The following is an 18,509-nucleotide window of genomic DNA, read 5'->3' on the forward strand; positions in this document are numbered from 1 at the left end:
TCCACTGCTGGACGTCAAACGTCCGCTCGACAAGGAAGGCAAGAAGCATTGCCAGCAACTGGCGCAACTGCTCAACGCGCTTGACGTGCAGTTCGACCTGGTCGTCTCCAGCCCGCTCAAGCGGTGTCTTCAGACGGCTTCTCTGGTCGGCACCGAGACCGGCTACGAGTCCAAGATCCTCCGCTCGAACGCGCTGGCCCCCGAAGCCACCCTGGTCGACTTTCAAAAGCTCCTGCACGACTGCTCGAAGAGCGAGAACCTGCTGCTCGTCGGGCACAACCCCAATATCACCGCATTTCTTGGGTCACTCATCTCCGCGAACGGCACCGCTCCGCGCATCCGGTTGCGCAAAGGCACGCTGGCGCGGCTCTCGCTGAATCGCGGGCCAGCGGTACTACAGGCGCTGCTCGACCCGCGCACGGTCCGGGCTGCCTATGCGACCTCGACCAAGAGTTCGCGGCGAAAGACCTCGCGGAAGTAAGCGGCCTCCTTCTTCAGCGACCACGCCTCCAGTTCCGCCCCGCCCCGCCCCGGCACCAGTTCGAGCACGACGCGCTTGGGATAGACCTGCGCCCGCACCTTGACCACGGCGCTGGCGCGGTCCTGATTGAGCGCGGCCGCCAGCCGCAGCAGCACCACCGACCGCACGACGTGCGTGTGCTCTTCCACCGGGATCGAGCGCATCAGCCGGTCCATCGCATCGGGCCGCGTCTTGCCCAGATAGCGGGCAATCGCGCTGACCACCAGGCGCTGCTCCGGCGAGAAGCCGAAGATCTCCGAGTTGGCGATGATGTACTGCGTGTGCCGGAAGTGTCCCTGGTGGTTCATGAACTTGCCGGCCTCCTGCATCATCGCCGCCGACTCCAGCCACAGCCTGTACTCTGCGGGCAGTTCATGCACGCGATCGAGCGCGTCGAACAACTCAACTACATGCTGGCGAACAGGCTCCGCGCGGCGCTGCTCGATGCCGTAGCGCGTGCAAAGCTCCAGCACGCCCGACCATCGCTCGCTCTCCATCTTTTGATGCACCGAGGTCCGGAGGTCGGCTTCGGCCAGCATCTGTGCCAGCATTCCGTCCCTCAGGCCCAGTGGCGAGTAACGAAACCCCTTCAGCCCCAGCCGCTCCAGCAGGTCGGCATACACCAGTGCGCCGCCGACGATGATCTCCGAACGCTTCGGGCCGATCCCCGGAATCGCTGCGCGCTCGGCATTCGTCATCTTCGCCAGCTTCTCGGCCAGCCTGCGCACGTCGGAAGTCTCCGCGGTCATCGCGCCCACACGCTCCTCGCGCTTCTTTGCCAGCGATTTTTTCCCCTTCGCCGCAGCCCGTGCATGGCCGCTCGCCTCGGCCAGTGCTGCCGCCGTCCCTGACGTGGCAATGACCAATCCCACGCGCGGCGTTCCCAACTTCCGCTCCGCTTTGCGCAGTTCGCGGTCGATGTACTGCTTCAACCGCGCAATGTCTTCCTTCACCGGAGGGTCCGTGCGCACAAACTCCTCCTGCAGGCGCACCGCACCAAGCGACAAACTGACCATCGCCTTGATGCGTCCGCCATCGGAGACCGTCACCTCGCAGCTTCCGCCGCCCAAGTCGATCAGCAGACACCGCGCGCGCGCCCCCACCTCGTGCGTCACCACACCAAGGTGGATCAGTCGTCCCTCCTCCAGGCCGGAGATGACCTCCACGTTCCACCCTGTCGCCGAGCGGACCCACTCAGTGAAGGCATCGGCGTTGCGGGCGTCGCGCATGGCGCTGGTCGCCACCACGCGCACCTTGTCGGCGACGTGCGCCTGCACCGCCTTGTGAAATCGCCTGAGCGCGCGGATGGTCGCCGCCATCGCCTCGGGCGAGATCGAGCCGGTCTGGAAGACGCTCTCGCCCAGCCGCGTGACCTCGCGGTCTTCGTAGAGCGTCTTAAGCCGATGCAGTTGTACCGAGGCGATCTTCAGCCGGCACGAATTCGAACCGATGTCCACTGCCGCGAACGTTGGCATTCCAGACGCTCCCTCACACAAAAAGTTTCACACAAGCAAGATACATCTCTCCGCGCCGCACCCGGCCATGTTCCACCGGCATCTAACTGCTGCTGTACCCGCGGATCTCACCGTCCGGCCTGAACGCGCCAAAATACCCCGAAACCGGTATCCTTAAGCTGTTGCCGACCTCATGACCAACTCCACCCTCTCCAAGCCGCTGGATCGAGCCGAGACCCGAGTCATCTCCGCTCCACGCCGCTCGACCGCGCTCGCCATCCTCACCGGCCTCTGGCTCATCATCTTCTTCAGCGCGCTGTTCAGCCCGCCCCTGCTCGACGACGCCGACGCCACCCACTCCAACGCGGCCCGCTACATGGTCCAGACCGGCGACCTAGTCACGCTCCACGTCAACGGCGTTCGCTATCTGGAAAAGGCGCCGCTGCCCTATTGGCTCGTTGCCGCCAGCTTCCGCGTCTTCGGCTTCAATACATTCGCCGCGCACCTGCCGCAGGCCATCGGCGTGCTGCTGCTCGCCCTGCTCGGCTTCCGCTGGGCCAGCCGCGCCTTCGACGACCGCACCGCCTTCTATACCGGCCTCGGCATACTCACCTCGGCCGGAGTTTTCCTCTTCACCCGTGTCTTCATTCCTGAAGTGCTGCTGACTCTCTTCCTCTGCGGCGCGCTCTACTGTCTGCTGCGTGCGCTGGAGGCCAAGCCCGGGCAAAGCGCAAAGTACGCCTATATGATGTGGGCGCTGCTCGCGCTCGCGGTGCTGACAAAAGGCCTGGTCGCGCTGGTCTTCTTCGGCGGCGCGGGACTTGTCTACCTCACGCTCACCGGCGGACACAAACGCTGGGGCACGCTCAAGCCCTTCACCGGCACGCTATTGTTCCTCGCCATCGCCGCGCCATGGCACATCCTCGCCGGGCTGCGCAATACCGGCGGCATGAACGGCCACGGCTTCTTCTGGTTCTACTTCGTCAACGAGCACTTCCTGCGCTTCCTCGGCAAACGCTACCCGAAGGACTACAACAAGCTCCCCGGCTACCTCTTCTGGTCGCTGCACATCGTCTGGCTCTTTCCGTGGAGCCTCTTCATCCCCGCTGCAGTCGTGGTCGCGGTGAAGCGGTGGAAGTCGCGCGCAGCAACCCTCCGCGACAATCTGCACACACTCAATTTCAAACATCAGACCACGCTTCTGCTTGCGCTCTACTCCGCGCTGGTGCTTGTCTTCTTTTCCATTTCGACCAACCAGGAGTACTACACCTTTCCCGCCTATCTTGCGCTGCTCATCCTGATTGCTGCGGCGCTGGTACGCGCAGAAGACAACTACGCCGAAGACAAGTCCAGCCGCCGCTGGATCACCTTCGCGCATGCGGCATTCGCCGTCGTCGGCATCGGCGTCTCGCTCACGCTGGCCTATGGATTGTGGCGCTCGCGCCACCTGCCCTTCGTGCCCGACATCGGCGATCTGCTTGCGCACCGCGATGTGGGCGACTACACACTCTCCATGTCGCACCTCTTCGACCTGACCGATGCCAGCTTCGCCGCCCTGCGTCTGCCTGCAGCGCTCGCCGCGATCACCTTTGCCGTCGGCCCGGCCATCGCGTGGCTACTGCGCTCAAAGCGCCGTCATCTTGCCGCGACCACAGCCATCGCGCTTACCAGCACGGTCTTCCTCGTCGCTGCGCATATCGCCTTCGTGCGCTTCGGCACGATGATGTCGTCGGAGAACTTCGCCCAGAAGATTCAGCAGCTCGAAGCCGCGCACGCCATCTCGCCCGACAGCGAGATCATGTTGTACGGCGATCAGGCCTACGGCTCGTCGATCCCGTTCTATCTCGGCAAGATGGTCTATCTGGTCGAAGGCCGCTCCACGTCGATGCTCTTCGGATCGACCTTCCCCGACGCGCCGCACATCTTCCTCACCAACCGCGACCTGATCGACACCTGGGGACATGGCCCGCGCAAGGTCCTCTTCGTGCCGCTTGAAAAGCGCGACGCAGTGGACCAGTTGCTCGGCAACGATAAGGTCCTGCTGCTCGACAACTCCGGCAAGGCGCTCTACACCGACCGGCCGCTCGATCACTGAGCAGCCCTGTAAGCAGGCAGCGCCATCATTGCGGATTGGAATTTGTAGACGGCGTGGTTCCTGTGGAACCATTCGTCCCGCTGCCGCTCGTCCCGTTCCCATTCGATGTCGGCGTGGAATTGCCGAACCCTGTGCCGCTTCCAAACGGGGACGAAGAACCAAAACCTGAACTCGAACCAGAGCCGGAGCTGGAGCCAAAACCCGTCGCTCCGCCACCCATCATGGCCGCCTTGGCTTTCAACTGCTCGATGCGCGGATCGTAGATGAACTCCCACGTGTTGTAGGTGGTCTGCTCATTCAGCGTAATGATCGAGTCGCCGTCCTTCACCAGCCCGACTCCGAGGAACGGCCCGCTTGCACCCGTGAAGCTCGATGCCGAGGTGCTTTGCGTACCGCCCGAAGAAGACCCGGTCGAGTTATCCGTTGTGTTGCTACCCGAAGGCGAACTCGTTCCCGGCCCCGAAGTTCCCATGCCCGATGTAGGCGAAGACGACCCGCCCAGGGGCGAGCCGATCGAGCCCGAGTTTCCAAACGCAGACCCTTGCGAAGCAGCACCCGGAGCCGTTCCTGACGAGCCGAACGACGACGCCATCCCCGCCGCCGACCCCAGCCCGGCCGTCGGCAGGCCTGCCAGCGGTTTGCCGAAGAACCCCTTCACCGTGGTCTTGTTCTCGCCCACCTTGATGATGCGCCAGTCCACCTTGCCGGTCATCGGGTCCACGTAGTCCTGCCGCAAAAACCGGATCATGTTGGTCTTGTCCAACTGCTCCATCGACCCCGGATAATGCCCGAACTTCCGGTAGTACAACTGAATCGCGCGGACATACTGATTGCCGCGATGCACCGTCTCGACTTCACGCTCGCGGCGCAGCTCGCGCGCCATCTTCGGCGCGGCCACGCTCAGCGTCAGCAGGATGATGAAGATCGCAACGATCAGCCCCAGCAGCAGAAATCCCTGCTCCTGCTCACGGCCTTGCACGTCGTCCTTCATCTCATCCTCAATGCCCGATCAAGGGCAGCGTCTGTCTGTTATTGTCGGTCAGGTCCTCGACCACAATCGAGTTCGCCTTGATCGAGTCCACCTTGTATCGCCGCTTCACGATGTCACCAGGTGAGGCCAGAAACACATCCTCGCCGTTCAGCAGAAACGCGCGTGTGCGCCCGTCCTTCGAGGTCTCCGTCCCGAAGAACTTCAGGTCGATAGGCGGAGGAGGCGGAGGTCCGGGCGGTGGCGTAAACACCGGCACAACCGGGCCCTTCGGGCGCGCCGGCGCAAGCGGCTTCGGGATGTCAACCGGCGCGGCGGCAGCCGAAAAAATGTTGCGTCCGCTGCCGGAGTACACCAGCGACTCCGTCACCAGCATCGGCCCCATCTTCAGCGTGGGATCGAGCGAGGCGGCCGTCGTCCCTACACTTTTTGCTGCTGCCCCTGTCGTGGTTCCAGTGTGAGTTGTAATCACAACAGGCGGCGGCGCGGGCGTGCTGTCGTCGCGCAGATCGTAATAGAGGACGCCGGCCATCAGCACTGCAAACCCTGCAATGACGGCTGCCTTTTTCTGCATGTCGGGAGTGAACTTCATCGTCCGCCTCCCGCTGCGTTCGCGCTTGCAGACAACACGCTCTTCTCTGTGCCTTCGGTTCCAACCGGAGGCCTGAGATACGTCGTCAGCCGCAGCCGCAGGCCCACCGTTCCGCTCTGCTGCCCGGTCAGCGAGACGCCGTCGATCAGGAAGAACATCTTGTCTCGTTCCAGCGAATTGATGAACAGCACCAAGGGGCGGTAGTCTCCGCTCAGGCTCGCATCCATCCTGACCTCGGTCAGCGCACCCGCCGATCCCGCCATCACCGGAGCGTAAGTATAGCCCACGCGCGTCAGCTTCACGTTCTGTTTTCTCGCCAGCGCGCCAAGTTCGCCCGCAACCTCGGAGTTGGCAAACGGCAGCCGCTGCTTATAAAACTTGTCAGCATTCACCGTCGCTGCCGTCAGCTTTTCGTCCAGCCCTTCGAGCGGCTTCTTCGCAATCTCTGCTGTCTTCATGGCCACGGACTGGCGTTCCATCGCGTCCGCATTCCGGCTGTTCGCCGCGCTCCATGCAAAAAAGATATGAGCAAGCAGGTACAGATTCACCAGCGCCAGCACAGCCACTCCGGCAACGTGCAGGTTCAACAGATTCATCCACCCGCGCATCGTCTCGGCTGCCTGTCGGGTCTCGGGACGCTTCGTTGCCACGGTCATCGCACCCCTCCACTCTTCCTGGCAACGTTGGTGGCCGATGCGGTCTTCTCCGGCAGAGGGTTGTAGCCGCTCATAATCTCAAACACCACGCCGCCGGGAGCAGCCATCGGGCCGCCCTGTCCAGCCGAGGGCGTCAACGCCGTCTCCCCGCTCAGGCGCGGCGAAAGAAACCGCTGCGAGGTCTCGAGGTTCCGCACCAGTTGCACCGCGCGGTCGCGCTCGCCGCTCACACGGAGCCGAATGTTAACATCGCCCTCCTTCGTGATCACCGGGTCGATGCTCGTCACCTGCACGCCTGCGGGCAGCACCCGCTCCAGGTCCATCATCACGGCGGTCCAGCTAAAACTCTTTTCGGCAAACAGTTGGTTCAGAAAGCGCGACCGTTCGAGCACCGCCATGTTCGCGGGCTGGCGCATCCGCGCCTCGTTCGTCTGACGCTCGTGCTCGAACTGCGTCGTCTTCGCCTTCAGCGCATTCATCTGCGCCTCGGCAACGCTCGACTTTGCATCCAGCACATGGAGCGCAAACCCCAGCCCCACGGCCAGAGCCACGAGCAACACCATCGCCAGCCTGAGCCGTGCATAGAGAGGCCGCAGTTCGACAAAAGGCCGTGTTGCGAGATTAACCGAGATCTTCATCAGTTCCTGAGCGCCCCCCGAACACCGGCCAGCCAGCCGCGCGGCACCGCTGCCGTTGCCGCCGAAGCCTGCAAGACGCTTGCGTCCACCATCTCGCGCACGCGCAGGCCACGCAGTCCGCGCTCGTCCATCATCGAAGTCAGAGCGTCTGCGCCAAGCGTTCCCGCCGAGAGCACGGTCTCCGGCGCGACGCGCAGCGTGTCTTCAAAGTACGCCGCCGCCACGCTCACCGCCTGCACGGCTTCATCCGCCGCGCGAGCTTCGGCAGCTTCGCGCTCAATCTCCGCTCCCACCGTTGACGTCTGCATCGCAGCCTCGGCCTCAAACGGATCATATCCGCCGGGCGCAGGGATGGGTGTGGGCACAGGCGCGTGGACCTCGATACGGGCTTCGCTGCCCATCTCGACCGAGCGATGCAACAACAGCACACCCGCCTGCACAATCGCCGTCGTCACCGATCCCTCTCCGGCGTTCACTACCAGCACGGGCGCGTCCGACTCATCCAGCCCCGCAAGCGCGGCCAGCGTGCTGGGCAGTACGGCCCCGGGCTGGTACCCGGCTGACGTCACGACTGCTTCGTACTCCGCCAGCACGTCCTTCGGCATGGCCACCGCGACCACGCGCACCGCGTCCTTCGCCGAGGACATCACCTGATAGCTCACCGCAGCCTCGTCCGCATCAAACGGCAGCAGCTTCTTCAACCGGAAGCGCACCACCGGCAGCGCCTCGGCCTCCTTCGAGGGCAGCGTATCGAAGTCCAGCAGCAGCACGCGCGCCGCGGCATCGGGCACCACCAGCGTCACATAACGCGAACGTTCCATGCCGCGCCCGGCAACGCCTTCAAGCGCCGAGCGCACCGCGGCAACCACGCCGGAGCGGTCCGCGATATTGCCAGCCTTCAATCCAGGCGCAAGCGCGCCCTCGGCCAGCTCGCCATGTCCCACGGCCGTCAGCAGAGCGGCAGCGTCTTCCGCGCGCGCCGCCACCACACCTTCGGCCCGAACCTCAACCGCCAGCCGCGGCCGCGTCCCCAATGCTTTCGGCAAAAATTCCATTCGTCCTAGACTAACCTGTGCAGCAGTTTTCCGATCCCTGATCCCTATTCCATTCCCTGCTTTACCGCCCCGCCTCGATAAACGTCACCTTATTGATCTCCTTGAGCGTCGTGATGCCGGCACGCACGCGCTCGAGCGCCGAGTCGCGCAGAAACGCCATGCCCTTGTCCCGGGCCTTCTTCCGAATCTCGCTTCCGGGCTTCTTGGCCAGCAGCATCTCTCGGATCTCGTCGTCCAACTCGAGCAGCTCATGGATGGCCGAGCGCCCGCGATACCCCGTCCCTGCGCACTCGATGCAGCCCGCGCCTTCGCGAAAGTTGAAGTTGCGCCACTCCTCCGGATCGAGCCCGCTGGCCAGCAGCTCCGCGTCGCTGTAGCGCACCTCGCGCACGCAGAACTCGCACACCTGCCGCACCAGCCGCTGCGCCAGAATGCAGTTCAGCGCCGAGACGAAGTTGTACGGCTCAACGCCCATGTTCAGAAAACGCCCCAGCACATCGACCACATTGTTCGCATGGACGGTCGTGAACACCAGGTGCCCGGTCAGCGCGGAGTTGATGGCAATCTGCGCCGTCTCCGCATCGCGGATCTCGCCGACGAGAATCTTGTCTGGGTCGTGACGCAGAATCGAGCGCAGCCCGCGTGCAAACGTCAGGCCCTTCTTCTCGTTCACCGGAATTTGTGTGATGCCGCGAATCTGATACTCGACCGGGTCTTCGATGGTGATGATCTTGTCTTCTTCGGACTTAATCTCGTTCAGCGCGGCGTAGAGCGTCGTCGTCTTCCCCGATCCCGTCGGCCCAGTGACCAGCACCATGCCGTAGGGTTCTTTGATGTAGCGGCGAAAGCGTTCGAGATCCCTGTCCGCGAAGCCCACCACGTCGAGCGACAGCTTCTTGAACTTCTCCGACATCGACTCTTTATCGAGCACGCGCAGCACGGCGTTTTCGCCATGCACCGTCGGCATAATCGAGACGCGGAAGTCGATGAGCCTGCCCTTGTAGCGCACGCGGAAGCGGCCATCCTGCGGCACGCGACGCTCGGCGATGTCGAGTTCGCTCATCACCTTGATGCGCGACAGGATCGTCTGATGATGCTCGCGCGCAATCGGGGCCATCGCCTGCTGTAGCACGCCGTCGATACGGTACTTCACCAGCAGCGAGTCGTCGAAGGTCTCGAGGTGAATGTCCGAGGCGCGCCGCTCCAGCGCCGTGAAGATCGTCGTATCCACCAGCCGGATGATCGGCGAGATGTCATCTTCGCTCGTCAGCCGCTCGATGGAGATGTTCTCATCGCCAAGGTCTTCGCTTGAAAGCACATCGAACGCCAGGCCTTCGCTCGCCTCGTCGAGTACGCGCTGCGACTGTTCGGTCTTCTTCAGCAATTCGGTAATCTGCGAGAGCGTGGCCACGCGCGTCACCAGCCGCTGCCCCAGCAGGCCCGAGATCTCGTCGAGCACCATCAGCTTCGACGGGTCCGAGACCGCAATCGCCAGCCGGCCGTTCTCCTGCTCCAGGGGTACGAAGTTGTAGCGGAACATCATGTCCACCGGCACGCTCTTGAACAGTTCGTGCGAGATCTTGAAGTTCTTCAGGTCAACAAACTCCGCATGATAGCGCCGCGCCAGAGACTGCGCGCGTTCCACCTCATCGATTCCGGGTTCGTTGACCGGTATTGCCAGCGGCGCCATTGCCATATCCGTAAGACTCCCCTTCCACCCAACCGTCACTGCGACTTTCCGGTCACTCCAAAGATGCCTGTCCCAAAAAAACCGGCCACGCTGTGCACTTCCAAATGACGCATCAGGACAACCTGTGTCCTGATCCCGGCAACCAATCCAGTGTGCCCGGGCTAACCGCGTTTCAGGCTGGCAATGCCTATTATTCAGGAAGCACCGCACCGAAAGCTATTCCCTTCCACCTCCTGGACACCAGTTCATCTATACCCTTTGGAGGACATCCCGCATGAGTTCCTCGCCTAGCCCCCTCGCGGGCATCGTCTACAAGTCCCTGGGATGGTCCGTTGCCCTCAGCATCCTGCTCATTCTCTTCGGCCTGATCGCCATTGCCGCACCCGGCATCAGCGGGGTCGGTGTCACCATCTTCGTCGGCTGGCTGCTGATCGTCAGCGGCGTCTTCCACCTCATCTTTGCCTGGAAGGTACACACCACCGGCAGAAAGGTCTGGGAGATTCTGCTCGGCATCGTCTACCTTATCGTTGGCATTGACCTTACCCTCCACCCGCTCTCCGGCCTGCTGACGCTCACCCTCGCGCTCGCCATCTACCTGCTGTTTGAATCGGCGTTCGAGTTCATCCTCGCCATCCGCCTGCACCCCGCACCCGGCTGGGGCTGGACGCTCTTCGACGGCATCATCACCCTCCTCCTCGCCTTTATGGTGTGGCGCACCTGGCCGGTCAGCAGCGTCTGGGCCATCGGCACACTGGTCGGCATCAGCATGGTCTTCAGCGGCTTCTCGCGCCTGATGCTCTCGCTCACCACCCGTCGCCTTATCTCCGCTGCGGCATAAAGAGACGCACGCGAATGGCATCTCTCACCATTCTGTGAGATAAAGGCAGCGCCATGGAAACCACTCGCCGCACCTTTCTTGCTTCAATGGCCGCGACCATCGCGCTTCCCAAGGCACAGGCCGCGGCACCTGCACCACAAGCCACGCACCACCACGACACCAGCAAGCGTCCGCGCAACGTCATCCTGTTCATCTGCGACGACCTCGGCTACGGCGACCTCGGCTGCTACGGCTCGCACCTGCCCACGCCAAACCTCGACCGCCTCGCCGCCGAAGGCATCCGCTTCACGTACTTCAACTCCGCGCACCCCATCTGCTCGGCCTCGCGCGCCGCGCTCATGACCGGCCGCTACGGCACCCGCAGCGGCGCGCGCGGAGCCTTCATGCCCCACTCCCCCACCGGCCTCGCGCTCGACGAGACCACCCTCGGCGACCTCTTCCACCAGCACGGATTCACCACGAAGGCCATCGGTAAATGGCACCTCGGCGACGCGCCCGAATACCTGCCCACGCATCGCGGCTTCGACTCCTACTACGGCGTCCCCTACAGCGTCGACATGAAGCCCTTGCCACTCATCCGCGACACCGAAATCCTCGAAGAAGACACCGACCGCACCCTGCTCACGCCACGCTATACCGAAGAGGCTCTACGCTTCCTTGACCAGCAGCACACGGACAAGCCATTCTTCCTCTACTTCGCCTTCTCCTACCCACACGACCCCGCCCGTTCCTCGCCGCGTTTCCATGGGAAATCCGGCTTCGGCGAGCAAGGCGACGCCATCGAGGAGATCGACTGGAGCGTCGGCCAGGTCGTTCAATCCCTCCGCACAAAAGGTCTGCTCGAAGACACACTCATTCTCTTCACCAGCGACCACGGCCCCTGGTTTCAGGGATGCCCAGGCCCTCTGCGCGGCAGAAAAGGCTCCACCTTCGAAGGCGGATTCCGCGTCCCACTCATCGCGCACTGGCCCGCCGCCATTCGTGCAGGTCAAGTCTCAAACACGTGGATGTCGAACCTCGATGTTCTCCCCACACTCGCCTCGTTATGCAATTTACCCGCATCGCCAAAACCGATCGATGGCATCGACATGAAACACAATCTGCTCGGCTCACCCGAAGAAGCAGCGCGCAAGTCCCTGCTCTACTTCACGCCGATGACCGCGCAGGGCATGGACTTTCACTGCGCCCGCAAAGGCGACTGGAAGCTCCGCTTCGCTCAACTCGGGGGTGGCGAAATCTACATCAACGACCACGGCTCCCCACGCAAAAGCTACTGGCTCCCTCACCCGGAACTCTACAATCTCAGGACCGATCCTGCCGAAAGCTACGACGTAGCCAGACTGCACCCAGAGATCATCGAAGAAATTCTGAGCGACGCCGAATCCCAAATAAAGACTATGCCCGACCCCGTACAGCAAGCCTTCGCCGAGCTACGCCAAAACCCGGCCAGCATCACCACCCCGCCCGGAGCCGCCGCTCGCATCCCCTCCAACCAACCCCTGCCTGCCTGGGCCTGGGAACCGGACGACAGACGATGAATCGGGGCTTACTGTGAGTGCCGAAAAGCTTGCTTGTATTGGCTGGCGAGAGCCCCGGGCTAAAGAGGGTGCTGAAAAAGTGTCTCGCCGGGAAGAAAGCGTACCTCAGCGGCTAAAGCCGCGTTGATTTTGCGGTACTTGCGGCACGGCTGAAGCCGTGCCCTTAAGCAAAACGGACTTCTTCAGCACCCTCTAAAGGCCTGCGCTTCCACCGCAAAGCACAAAGCAGGTATTTTTCGCAGCCTTCTATTGCCCGGCCCCGCTCGCGCCAAGGCTGAAGATCGGCAGGTACAGCGCAATCAGGATCGTCACCACGACGACGCCCATGATGATCAGGATCGCCGGCTCGATCAGGCTCATCGCCGCCGTCAGGCTGGTCTGCACGTCTTCCTCAAAGAACTCCGCAACCGAGTTCAGCATCCCGGGCAGCGCGCCGGTGGACTCGCCCACCTCGATCATCTCCGTCGCCAGGTCCGGAAAGACCTTCGTCTTATCCAGACTCGCCGAAAGCCCCTTGCCTTCGCGCACCGTCTCCACGCTCTTAAAGACCGCGTTGCCGATCTGCCGCGAATCGATCGACCGCGCCGCTGTCTCCAGCGACGGCACCAGCGGCAGTCCGCCCGAGAGCAGCGTCGAGAGCGTCCGCGAGAACAGCCCGACCTGGTACTTCAGCCACACCGGGCCAAACACAGGCAGCGAGATCCGCACCTTATCCAACGCCGAGGCCCCGGCATCCGTCTTCGCCCAGCGATAGATCAGAAACCCCGCCACTCCCACGACAACGGCAACATATATCCCATAGTGCTGCGCGTCTTTTCCAAGACCTAGCAGGAACAGTGTCAGCGAAGGCAGCGTCGTGCCCAGTTGCTCGTACAACTGCGCAAACCTCGGCACGACAAACGTGATCAGAAAGATGAACAGCGCAATCACCATGATGACCAGCAGCGCCGGATAGATCAGGCTTGCCTTCAACTTCTTGCGAAACGTCAGCGAGACGCGCTGAAAGTCCAGATACCGCTGCAAGACCTCTTCCAGATTGCCCGACCGCTCGCCCGCCAGCAGCGTCGTCGTATAGACCACCGGAAATCCGCCCTGCGCCTCAAACGCCTGCGAGAGCGACTCGCCTGTCTTCACGCGCGCGGCCACGTCCTCCAGTTGCGCGCGAAAGTGCGGAACCTTCTGGCGCTTTGCCAGCAGTTCCAGCGAGCCAAGAATCGGCAACCCTGCGCGAATCAGCGTCAGGAACTGTTGATTGAAGACCAGAAACGTTTCGAGTTTGACCTTCTTGGCCGCGCCGCCCAGCGCCCCCCGCGCCTTCACCGAGTAGACATAGTATCCGGCCTGCGTAAACCGCGCGCGCAGCTCCTCGGCTGTCGCAGCCGAGTGGGTCTGCTCCTGCACGCGCCCGCGCTCGTCCGCCAGTTTGACTACAAACTCATTCATAGAAGTTGAACGCTACTCTCAACATCACCATCGGTGCCGCACAAGTTCATATTAGACGCTTCAAAAATCGAAACCACGCCTGCACGTTCACTTCCTGACGACGGGGTTATTGACGCTGATGGTGCGGAGCTTGCCGATGCGTCCGTTGGGGCCGACGACGTAGGGGAGCGAGAGGGCGTTCCAGTTTTTGTCGGCGTCGGGCGGGTCGGTGGAGCTGGGTTTCAGAGCACGCCAGTTGCGGCCGTCGTCGGTGGAGATGTCGGTGCCGTTCGGACCAACGGTGATCCAGAGTTTCTGGTCTGCGTCATACGCTACCGCGCTGCGGAAACCGTGGGGCGGGGTCGTTGACGCACTCCATGTCCTGCCGCCATCGTCCGAACTGGCGACGATATTGGAGGCTTGCTCGGGTTTGTCGTAGGTTCCTCCGATAGCCACTATGGTGATCTTCGGGATGCCGCTCTTTGTGGGACTCATATAGCCGTCGAGCGAGAAGATACCCGATCTGGAACTGCCGGAAGCCAATGGGACTTCGCTGCGTTTCCACTCGATGCTGCATTGGGTTGGGAACGCCTTTGGATGATCAGGCGGAGCGACACATTTTGCCTGAGTGAAGTAGATGTGGGGAGGTGCGTTCGTACTGGCACTGGTACCGAAGAATAGGAATGGGCCTATCGGCAGGAGAGCAGAGTTACTGGCGGCGAATGCGCCGTCAGCGGCGGAGGCGTCTCGTCCGGGATCGGCTGCGGTGAACCAGTTGCTGCCGCTGTCGTCGGTGAAGTACATAGCGAACTTTCCAGCGACGGGGTCTCCGAGTACGTAGATGGTTTTGGGGGCGGTGGTTCGGATGCTGTCGAAGAAGCCGTCTTTGTCCGGGTTGGTGAAGATGAGCTTCCATGTCTGGCAGCCGTCGGTGGTTTTGTAGAGGCGGGAGAGGTCGCCTTTGCCTGAGGACATGACGATGGCGGTGTTGGCGTCGGAGGCCTGGATGCCGCGGAAGTCGAGCTTCTCGGCCCCGGGAGGGATGGCGCAGAGCTGCCAGACGTAGCCTCCGTCCTCGGTGCGAAGAACGGTGCCGTCCGTCCCGCTGGCCCACGCGACTCCCTTGCCGACATTGTCGATGCCGCGCAGGCTGGCCGTGGTGTGGGAGTCTTGGATGTCCCACTGAGCTGGCGCGGTCGTGGCGAGCAGCGCGAGGACAATGCTCAGGTAGATGACTCTCGCTTTCATCGGCCAGTACCCCTCCCCCTACTTAAGTACTCAAAGTCCTTCAAACATTGGACTTAGGTCCGGACTTCATCTTCAGGCTTCGATGCTAAACGAAAAAGCCCCGGCACGGGCCGAGGCTCTTTGCTTCTCTTTCTATTATCTCAGATAGCGAGGGGGAAACCCGCCAAATCCCGGACGGAAGAAGCGCTTCGTCTGGAACAGCTTACAGAGTTTCTTCACCGATTGTGGGTTGACAGCCGATCTTCTGGGCTACTTACTCATGGGCTGCCAGAGGGCGATGGTCGCGCCGGTCGGGTCGGTGAGGACGGTGAACCAACCGGTATGGGGGATCTCCCGTGCCTCGACTTCGACTTTGGCTCCCAGGGACCTGGCCTTGGCGGTGGCGGCGTGGATGTCGTCAACGCCGACGTAGGCGAGCCACTGGTTGGGTGCTCCGGGATGGGTATAGATGCCGCCGCCGGGGCCGCCGTCGGTCTTGAACATGCTGTAGACCATGCCGCCGCCCATGTCGTTGTCCTGGAAGGTCCAGCCGAAGAGCTTTCCATAGAACTCTTTGGTCTTCGCGGTATCGGGAGTATTGAGTTCAAGATGAACGAAGGGATTTGCCATTGCTTGTGGTGCTCCTTGTAGGAATTTTGGAAGGCCCGTACCCTTCTTCAGATGATCGCCGTCGCTAAGCGAATGTCTTTTTTCGAGACAAATTCACCCCGGCTGCTCTTCGAGGACCGAGGCTAAACCGCAGGCTGTTGTTTGCGCGTCAGAAAATACGCCAGCAGAATGACCGCCCCCAGCGTACCGACAATCGCCTCGGTCGCTGGCAGCCCGCGCGTGCCCCAGTGGCCGTATCCTTTGCCGTCGAGGAAGATCATGTAGACCACAGGAACGTTGCCGAGCGAGTTGATGATGGAGTAACGGCCGCTGCCGCTCTTGCCCGAGGCCCCGAGGAATTCGAGCAGGACAGCGGTGAACAGTGCGTAGCCGGCCCCGACGGTGAACAGGTAAAGCGTCACTCCGGTAAAGTACGTGGCCGGATGCAGCGGGCCGAGCGCGAGCACAGCCAGCGTGGTCGCGTTGATGATGCCCGAGGTGAGATACGCCACCGGGGCCGAAATCCGCGCCGGAACCAGGCTGGCCGCCAGTGCGCCCGCAGCCGTAAGGACCGCTCCGCCCAACCCGTTCATCCAGGCGATCTGCTGGCCGCCGACTCCATAGTCCACGGCGAGGCCGGGAAGCAGGCCGATGGCCGCTCCGCTGGCTATCGGGAAGGTCATCAGGAGCGTGTAGGGGATGGCCTCCCAGCGGATGAAGGTAGCCTTGAACTCGCTCCAGACGCGGGCCATCGCATCGTTGAACCCGTTCGTCTGGATGAAGTCCTGACGAGGCGCGCCGAAGGCGATCAGCGCAGGCAGGGCGACGAGTGCGGCGGTGATCCAGCCGAGGGTGCCGAGCTGGAATTTGCCTGCCAGCGACGCGAGCACAAAGATGCCGAGCGCCCCGAAGGCAAGCGAGCCGGCCTGGTAGAAGCTGCTGGCACGGCGGCGCGTGGCCTCGGCGTGGAGCGTGCCCATCATGCCTCCGCAACTGGCAACGACGAGTTGGCAGAGGCAGGCGCTGAGAAACAGAAGCGTCACGGCGGTGCGCGTGGCGAGGTTCGGCTGGTGAAAGGCAACCATCAGCAGCGCAGCCGATGCAACGGACCCGAGCATGAGCCAGTTGCGACGCAGAATCCAGAAGTCGGTGACGGGGCTCCACAGAAAATAAATCGTCTGCGGCAGATTGAGCAGCGAGATAATCGCAGCGCCGCGCGCCGAACCGACTCCCTGCTGCCTGAGCAGATACGACAGCACGCCCGAGATGACGCCGTTCGAGAGCACCGCAACCGGCGCAATCAGAAGCCCGAAGATCCACGGGCGCTCGGAATGAGTTACGGACGGCTCGGCAGCGTCTTCCTGCATGGCCTTGAAAGTATCACGGCAGGGTTGCAGACCACTTTTTGCATCTCCCGTGCCCCTGCTTTCCGTTCCCTACTTTGCGCTTTCGTTCAGCCCCAGCGCCTTCACCACAAGCTCATTCGGAACGGCCTTGCCGTCTTTCTTCGCAACCACGCCGAAGTTAGTCTGGTAGTCCCACATGGCCCAGCCGATGTGGTAGTGCTCGAAGGCGACGCGCATATCGTGAATCCACTCCGCGCGCATGGCCGGGTCGGCCACGGGGATATGTACGCCGAACTCGCCGCAGTAGACCGGCGCGTGGTACTGCTCCGACCATAGACTCGCAAATTTAATCGTCGCATCGACACGGCTGGCGTCCCAGCGGTCCTGCCCGTACTGCTCGATGAAGAACTTGCCGTCGAGCGTCGGCTCCTGCGCGAGATTTCTGGCGACCGCCTCGGGCGACGACGGATACGGCACGTCGCGCAGCGGCTGGACGCGCGGGTCTGTCCACGTCGCGCCCTGGTGCGTGAATGGGAATGGCTCGTAGTCATGGAAGGTGTAGATAACGTTCTGGAGGCTGAGCGGCTGGATCTGGAGCAGGTCATCGAGCCCGTCCCAGTGCGCGGCTGAGGCAATGATGGTATGCTCCGGCGCAACCTGCCGAATCTGGTGCGCGACAAAGTTTTCGATGCCCTGCCAACGGTAGGGGTCGCTCTGCTCCGGCTCATTCATGAGCTCGAAGAAGACGAGGTTCGGGTCGGTGTGCGCATAGTGCGCGGCGAGCATGCGCCAGAGCGCGGCAAAATGCTGGACGCCGTCCTCACCCTGAAACAGCGTCGCTTTGTACTGGCTCTCGGGGTGGATATCGATGATGACGGCGAGCCCGTGCGCGTTGGCGAATTTGACGACCGAGTCGAGCTGCTCGACAAACGGCCCCGGCACAGACTCGGCGCGAAACGCCTCGATCAGCGGAACCGGATCAACGCTCACTCGGATGTGATCGAAGCCGAGGCGCTGGATGAGCGCAAGGTCGTCCTGCGTCGTGAAGGTGCGGAGCCGCTCGACCGAGTAGTTGCCCGGGCTCTGCGCAAACCAGATGCTCGTGTTGATGCCGTGCTGAAGATGCTGCGCGCGTGTGAACGCAAGCTGATCGGGTTGCTGGGCCAGCGCCTGAGGCGCAAGCGCGAGCATCATCGCAACAGCACCGGCAGCTGCCGCATGTTTGAGGAACGAGCAGTTGAGCATGGCATCCACTCTACCGGAGATCGGCCGAGTGGACACACTAAATCGGTTGAACAGGAGTGGATTCGGCCGCTTCGCCGCGGAATGACAATGCAAGGCGACCACGGATTAACACTGATGAGCACGGATAAAAGCATGATCCGTGAAAATCCGCGTTAATCCGTGGTCGTCTTTGGAAGTTTCAGTGCGCCCCGGCTGGGCCTCTGCCGGGCTTCACCTTCTTGAAGAGCCATACAAAGATGATGCAGAAGAAGCTCAGCAGCGAGAGCCAGCGGAAGACATCCACGAACGCCCACGCGGTCGCCTGCTTCAGCAACTGCTGGTAGAGCAGGGCCGCGCCCGGGCCCGAGGCATTCGCATGTCCGAAATAGCTGGAGACCGCGTGGGTCGTGTTCGAGAGCGCGTTCTGGAAGTTCTGGCCCGTCTGCGGGACGGAGTTCGTGATCAGATTCTGATGTACATCGGCGCGGCGCACCAGCAGCGTCGAAGCCAGCGAGATGCCGATTGAGCCGCCAACGTTGCGCATCAGGTTGAACAGGCCGCTGGCGTTGCCGATCTGCTCGTTGCGCAGTGTGCCGTAAGCCGCCGTGTTGATGGGC

16 protein-coding genes and 1 pseudogene are annotated in these 18,509 nt (G+C 62.5%); 4 read left to right on the forward strand and 13 right to left on the reverse strand.

Features of this window, described 5'->3' with window-relative positions; all coding sequences use genetic code 11:
* The coding region (locus VFU66_RS01535) for a SixA phosphatase family protein (RefSeq protein WP_326444466.1) at nucleotides 1-481 on the forward strand (481 nt) is incomplete at its 5' end.
* Here the strand turns inward: VFU66_RS01535 and VFU66_RS01540 are convergent.
* Nucleotides 433-1,995 (reverse strand): Ppx/GppA phosphatase family protein, encoded by a 1,563-nt coding sequence (locus VFU66_RS01540; RefSeq protein WP_326444467.1) that lies wholly within the window; start codon nucleotides 1,993-1,995, stop codon nucleotides 433-435. The two genes, VFU66_RS01535 and VFU66_RS01540, sit on opposite strands and share 49 nt — an antisense overlap.
* Before the next feature lie 172 nt (nucleotides 1,996-2,167).
* On the opposite strand from VFU66_RS01540, the gene VFU66_RS01545 reads away from it, so the two are divergent.
* A complete protein-coding gene (locus tag VFU66_RS01545; protein WP_326444468.1) occupies nucleotides 2,168-4,069 on the forward strand; it encodes an ArnT family glycosyltransferase in 1,902 nt (633 codons plus the stop codon).
* A gap of 25 nt (nucleotides 4,070-4,094) precedes the next feature.
* Here VFU66_RS01545 and VFU66_RS01550 read toward each other — a convergent pair whose 3' ends face one another.
* The 6 genes from VFU66_RS01550 to VFU66_RS01575 form a co-directional block, all read right to left on the reverse strand.
* The gene (locus VFU66_RS01550) at nucleotides 4,095-5,060 is read right to left on the reverse strand and encodes a type II secretion system protein (protein ID WP_326444469.1); all 966 of its coding nucleotides are present in this window, start codon (nucleotides 5,058-5,060) and stop codon (nucleotides 4,095-4,097) included.
* A 7-nt stretch (nucleotides 5,061-5,067) separates the two neighbouring features.
* Complete coding sequence (locus VFU66_RS01555) at nucleotides 5,068-5,649, reverse strand: hypothetical protein (RefSeq protein WP_326444470.1); 582 nt, start codon at nucleotides 5,647-5,649, stop codon at nucleotides 5,068-5,070.
* Nucleotides 5,646-6,305, reverse strand: coding sequence for a hypothetical protein (locus VFU66_RS01560; protein WP_326444471.1), 660 nt, complete (start codon nucleotides 6,303-6,305; stop codon nucleotides 5,646-5,648). Before VFU66_RS01560 ends, VFU66_RS01555 begins: the two co-directional genes overlap by 4 nt.
* The gene (locus VFU66_RS01565; protein WP_326444472.1) at nucleotides 6,302-6,943 is read right to left on the reverse strand and encodes a PilN domain-containing protein; all 642 of its coding nucleotides are present in this window, start codon (nucleotides 6,941-6,943) and stop codon (nucleotides 6,302-6,304) included. Before VFU66_RS01565 ends, VFU66_RS01560 begins: the two co-directional genes overlap by 4 nt.
* Nucleotides 6,943-7,998, reverse strand: coding sequence for a hypothetical protein (locus tag VFU66_RS01570; RefSeq protein ID WP_326444473.1), 1,056 nt, complete (start codon nucleotides 7,996-7,998; stop codon nucleotides 6,943-6,945). Before VFU66_RS01570 ends, VFU66_RS01565 begins: the two co-directional genes overlap by 1 nt.
* A gap of 61 nt (nucleotides 7,999-8,059) precedes the next feature.
* Entirely contained in the window at nucleotides 8,060-9,694 is a 1,635-nt protein-coding gene (locus VFU66_RS01575; protein ID WP_326444474.1) for a GspE/PulE family protein, read from the reverse strand.
* A gap of 268 nt (nucleotides 9,695-9,962) precedes the next feature.
* On the opposite strand from VFU66_RS01575, the gene VFU66_RS01580 reads away from it, so the two are divergent.
* Both VFU66_RS01580 and VFU66_RS01585 read left to right on the forward strand, forming a co-directional pair.
* Complete coding sequence (locus tag VFU66_RS01580) at nucleotides 9,963-10,526, forward strand: HdeD family acid-resistance protein (RefSeq protein ID WP_326444475.1); 564 nt, start codon at nucleotides 9,963-9,965, stop codon at nucleotides 10,524-10,526.
* A 53-nt stretch (nucleotides 10,527-10,579) separates the two neighbouring features.
* Nucleotides 10,580-12,064, forward strand: coding sequence for a sulfatase family protein (locus VFU66_RS01585; protein WP_326444476.1), 1,485 nt, complete (start codon nucleotides 10,580-10,582; stop codon nucleotides 12,062-12,064).
* A 246-nt stretch (nucleotides 12,065-12,310) separates the two neighbouring features.
* Here the strand turns inward: VFU66_RS01585 and VFU66_RS01590 are convergent, their stop codons facing one another.
* From VFU66_RS01590 to VFU66_RS01615, 6 genes and pseudogenes are all read right to left on the reverse strand, one after another.
* Entirely contained in the window at nucleotides 12,311-13,507 is a 1,197-nt protein-coding gene (locus tag VFU66_RS01590; protein ID WP_326444477.1) for a type II secretion system F family protein, read from the reverse strand.
* An 87-nt stretch (nucleotides 13,508-13,594) separates the two neighbouring features.
* The gene (locus VFU66_RS01595; protein WP_326444478.1) at nucleotides 13,595-14,734 is read right to left on the reverse strand and encodes a YCF48-related protein; all 1,140 of its coding nucleotides are present in this window, start codon (nucleotides 14,732-14,734) and stop codon (nucleotides 13,595-13,597) included.
* A gap of 249 nt (nucleotides 14,735-14,983) precedes the next feature.
* The gene (locus tag VFU66_RS01600; RefSeq protein ID WP_326444479.1) at nucleotides 14,984-15,343 is read right to left on the reverse strand and encodes a VOC family protein; all 360 of its coding nucleotides are present in this window, start codon (nucleotides 15,341-15,343) and stop codon (nucleotides 14,984-14,986) included.
* Nucleotides 15,344-15,465: 122 nt separating this feature from the next.
* A complete protein-coding gene (locus tag VFU66_RS01605) occupies nucleotides 15,466-16,689 on the reverse strand; it encodes an MFS transporter (RefSeq protein ID WP_326444480.1) in 1,224 nt (407 codons plus the stop codon).
* 69 nt (nucleotides 16,690-16,758) lie between these two features.
* Nucleotides 16,759-17,949: a glycoside hydrolase family 5 protein gene (locus VFU66_RS01610; RefSeq protein ID WP_326444481.1), complete on the reverse strand. Its 1,191-nt coding sequence runs from the start codon at nucleotides 17,947-17,949 to the stop codon at nucleotides 16,759-16,761.
* Between the two features lie 142 nt (nucleotides 17,950-18,091).
* Nucleotides 18,092-18,509 (reverse strand): annotated as a pseudogene (locus tag VFU66_RS01615) (EmrB/QacA family drug resistance transporter); the annotation flags it as partial.

Source organism: Edaphobacter sp. (assembly GCF_035763405.1).
Taxonomy (GTDB): Bacteria; Acidobacteriota; Terriglobia; order Terriglobales; family Acidobacteriaceae; genus Edaphobacter.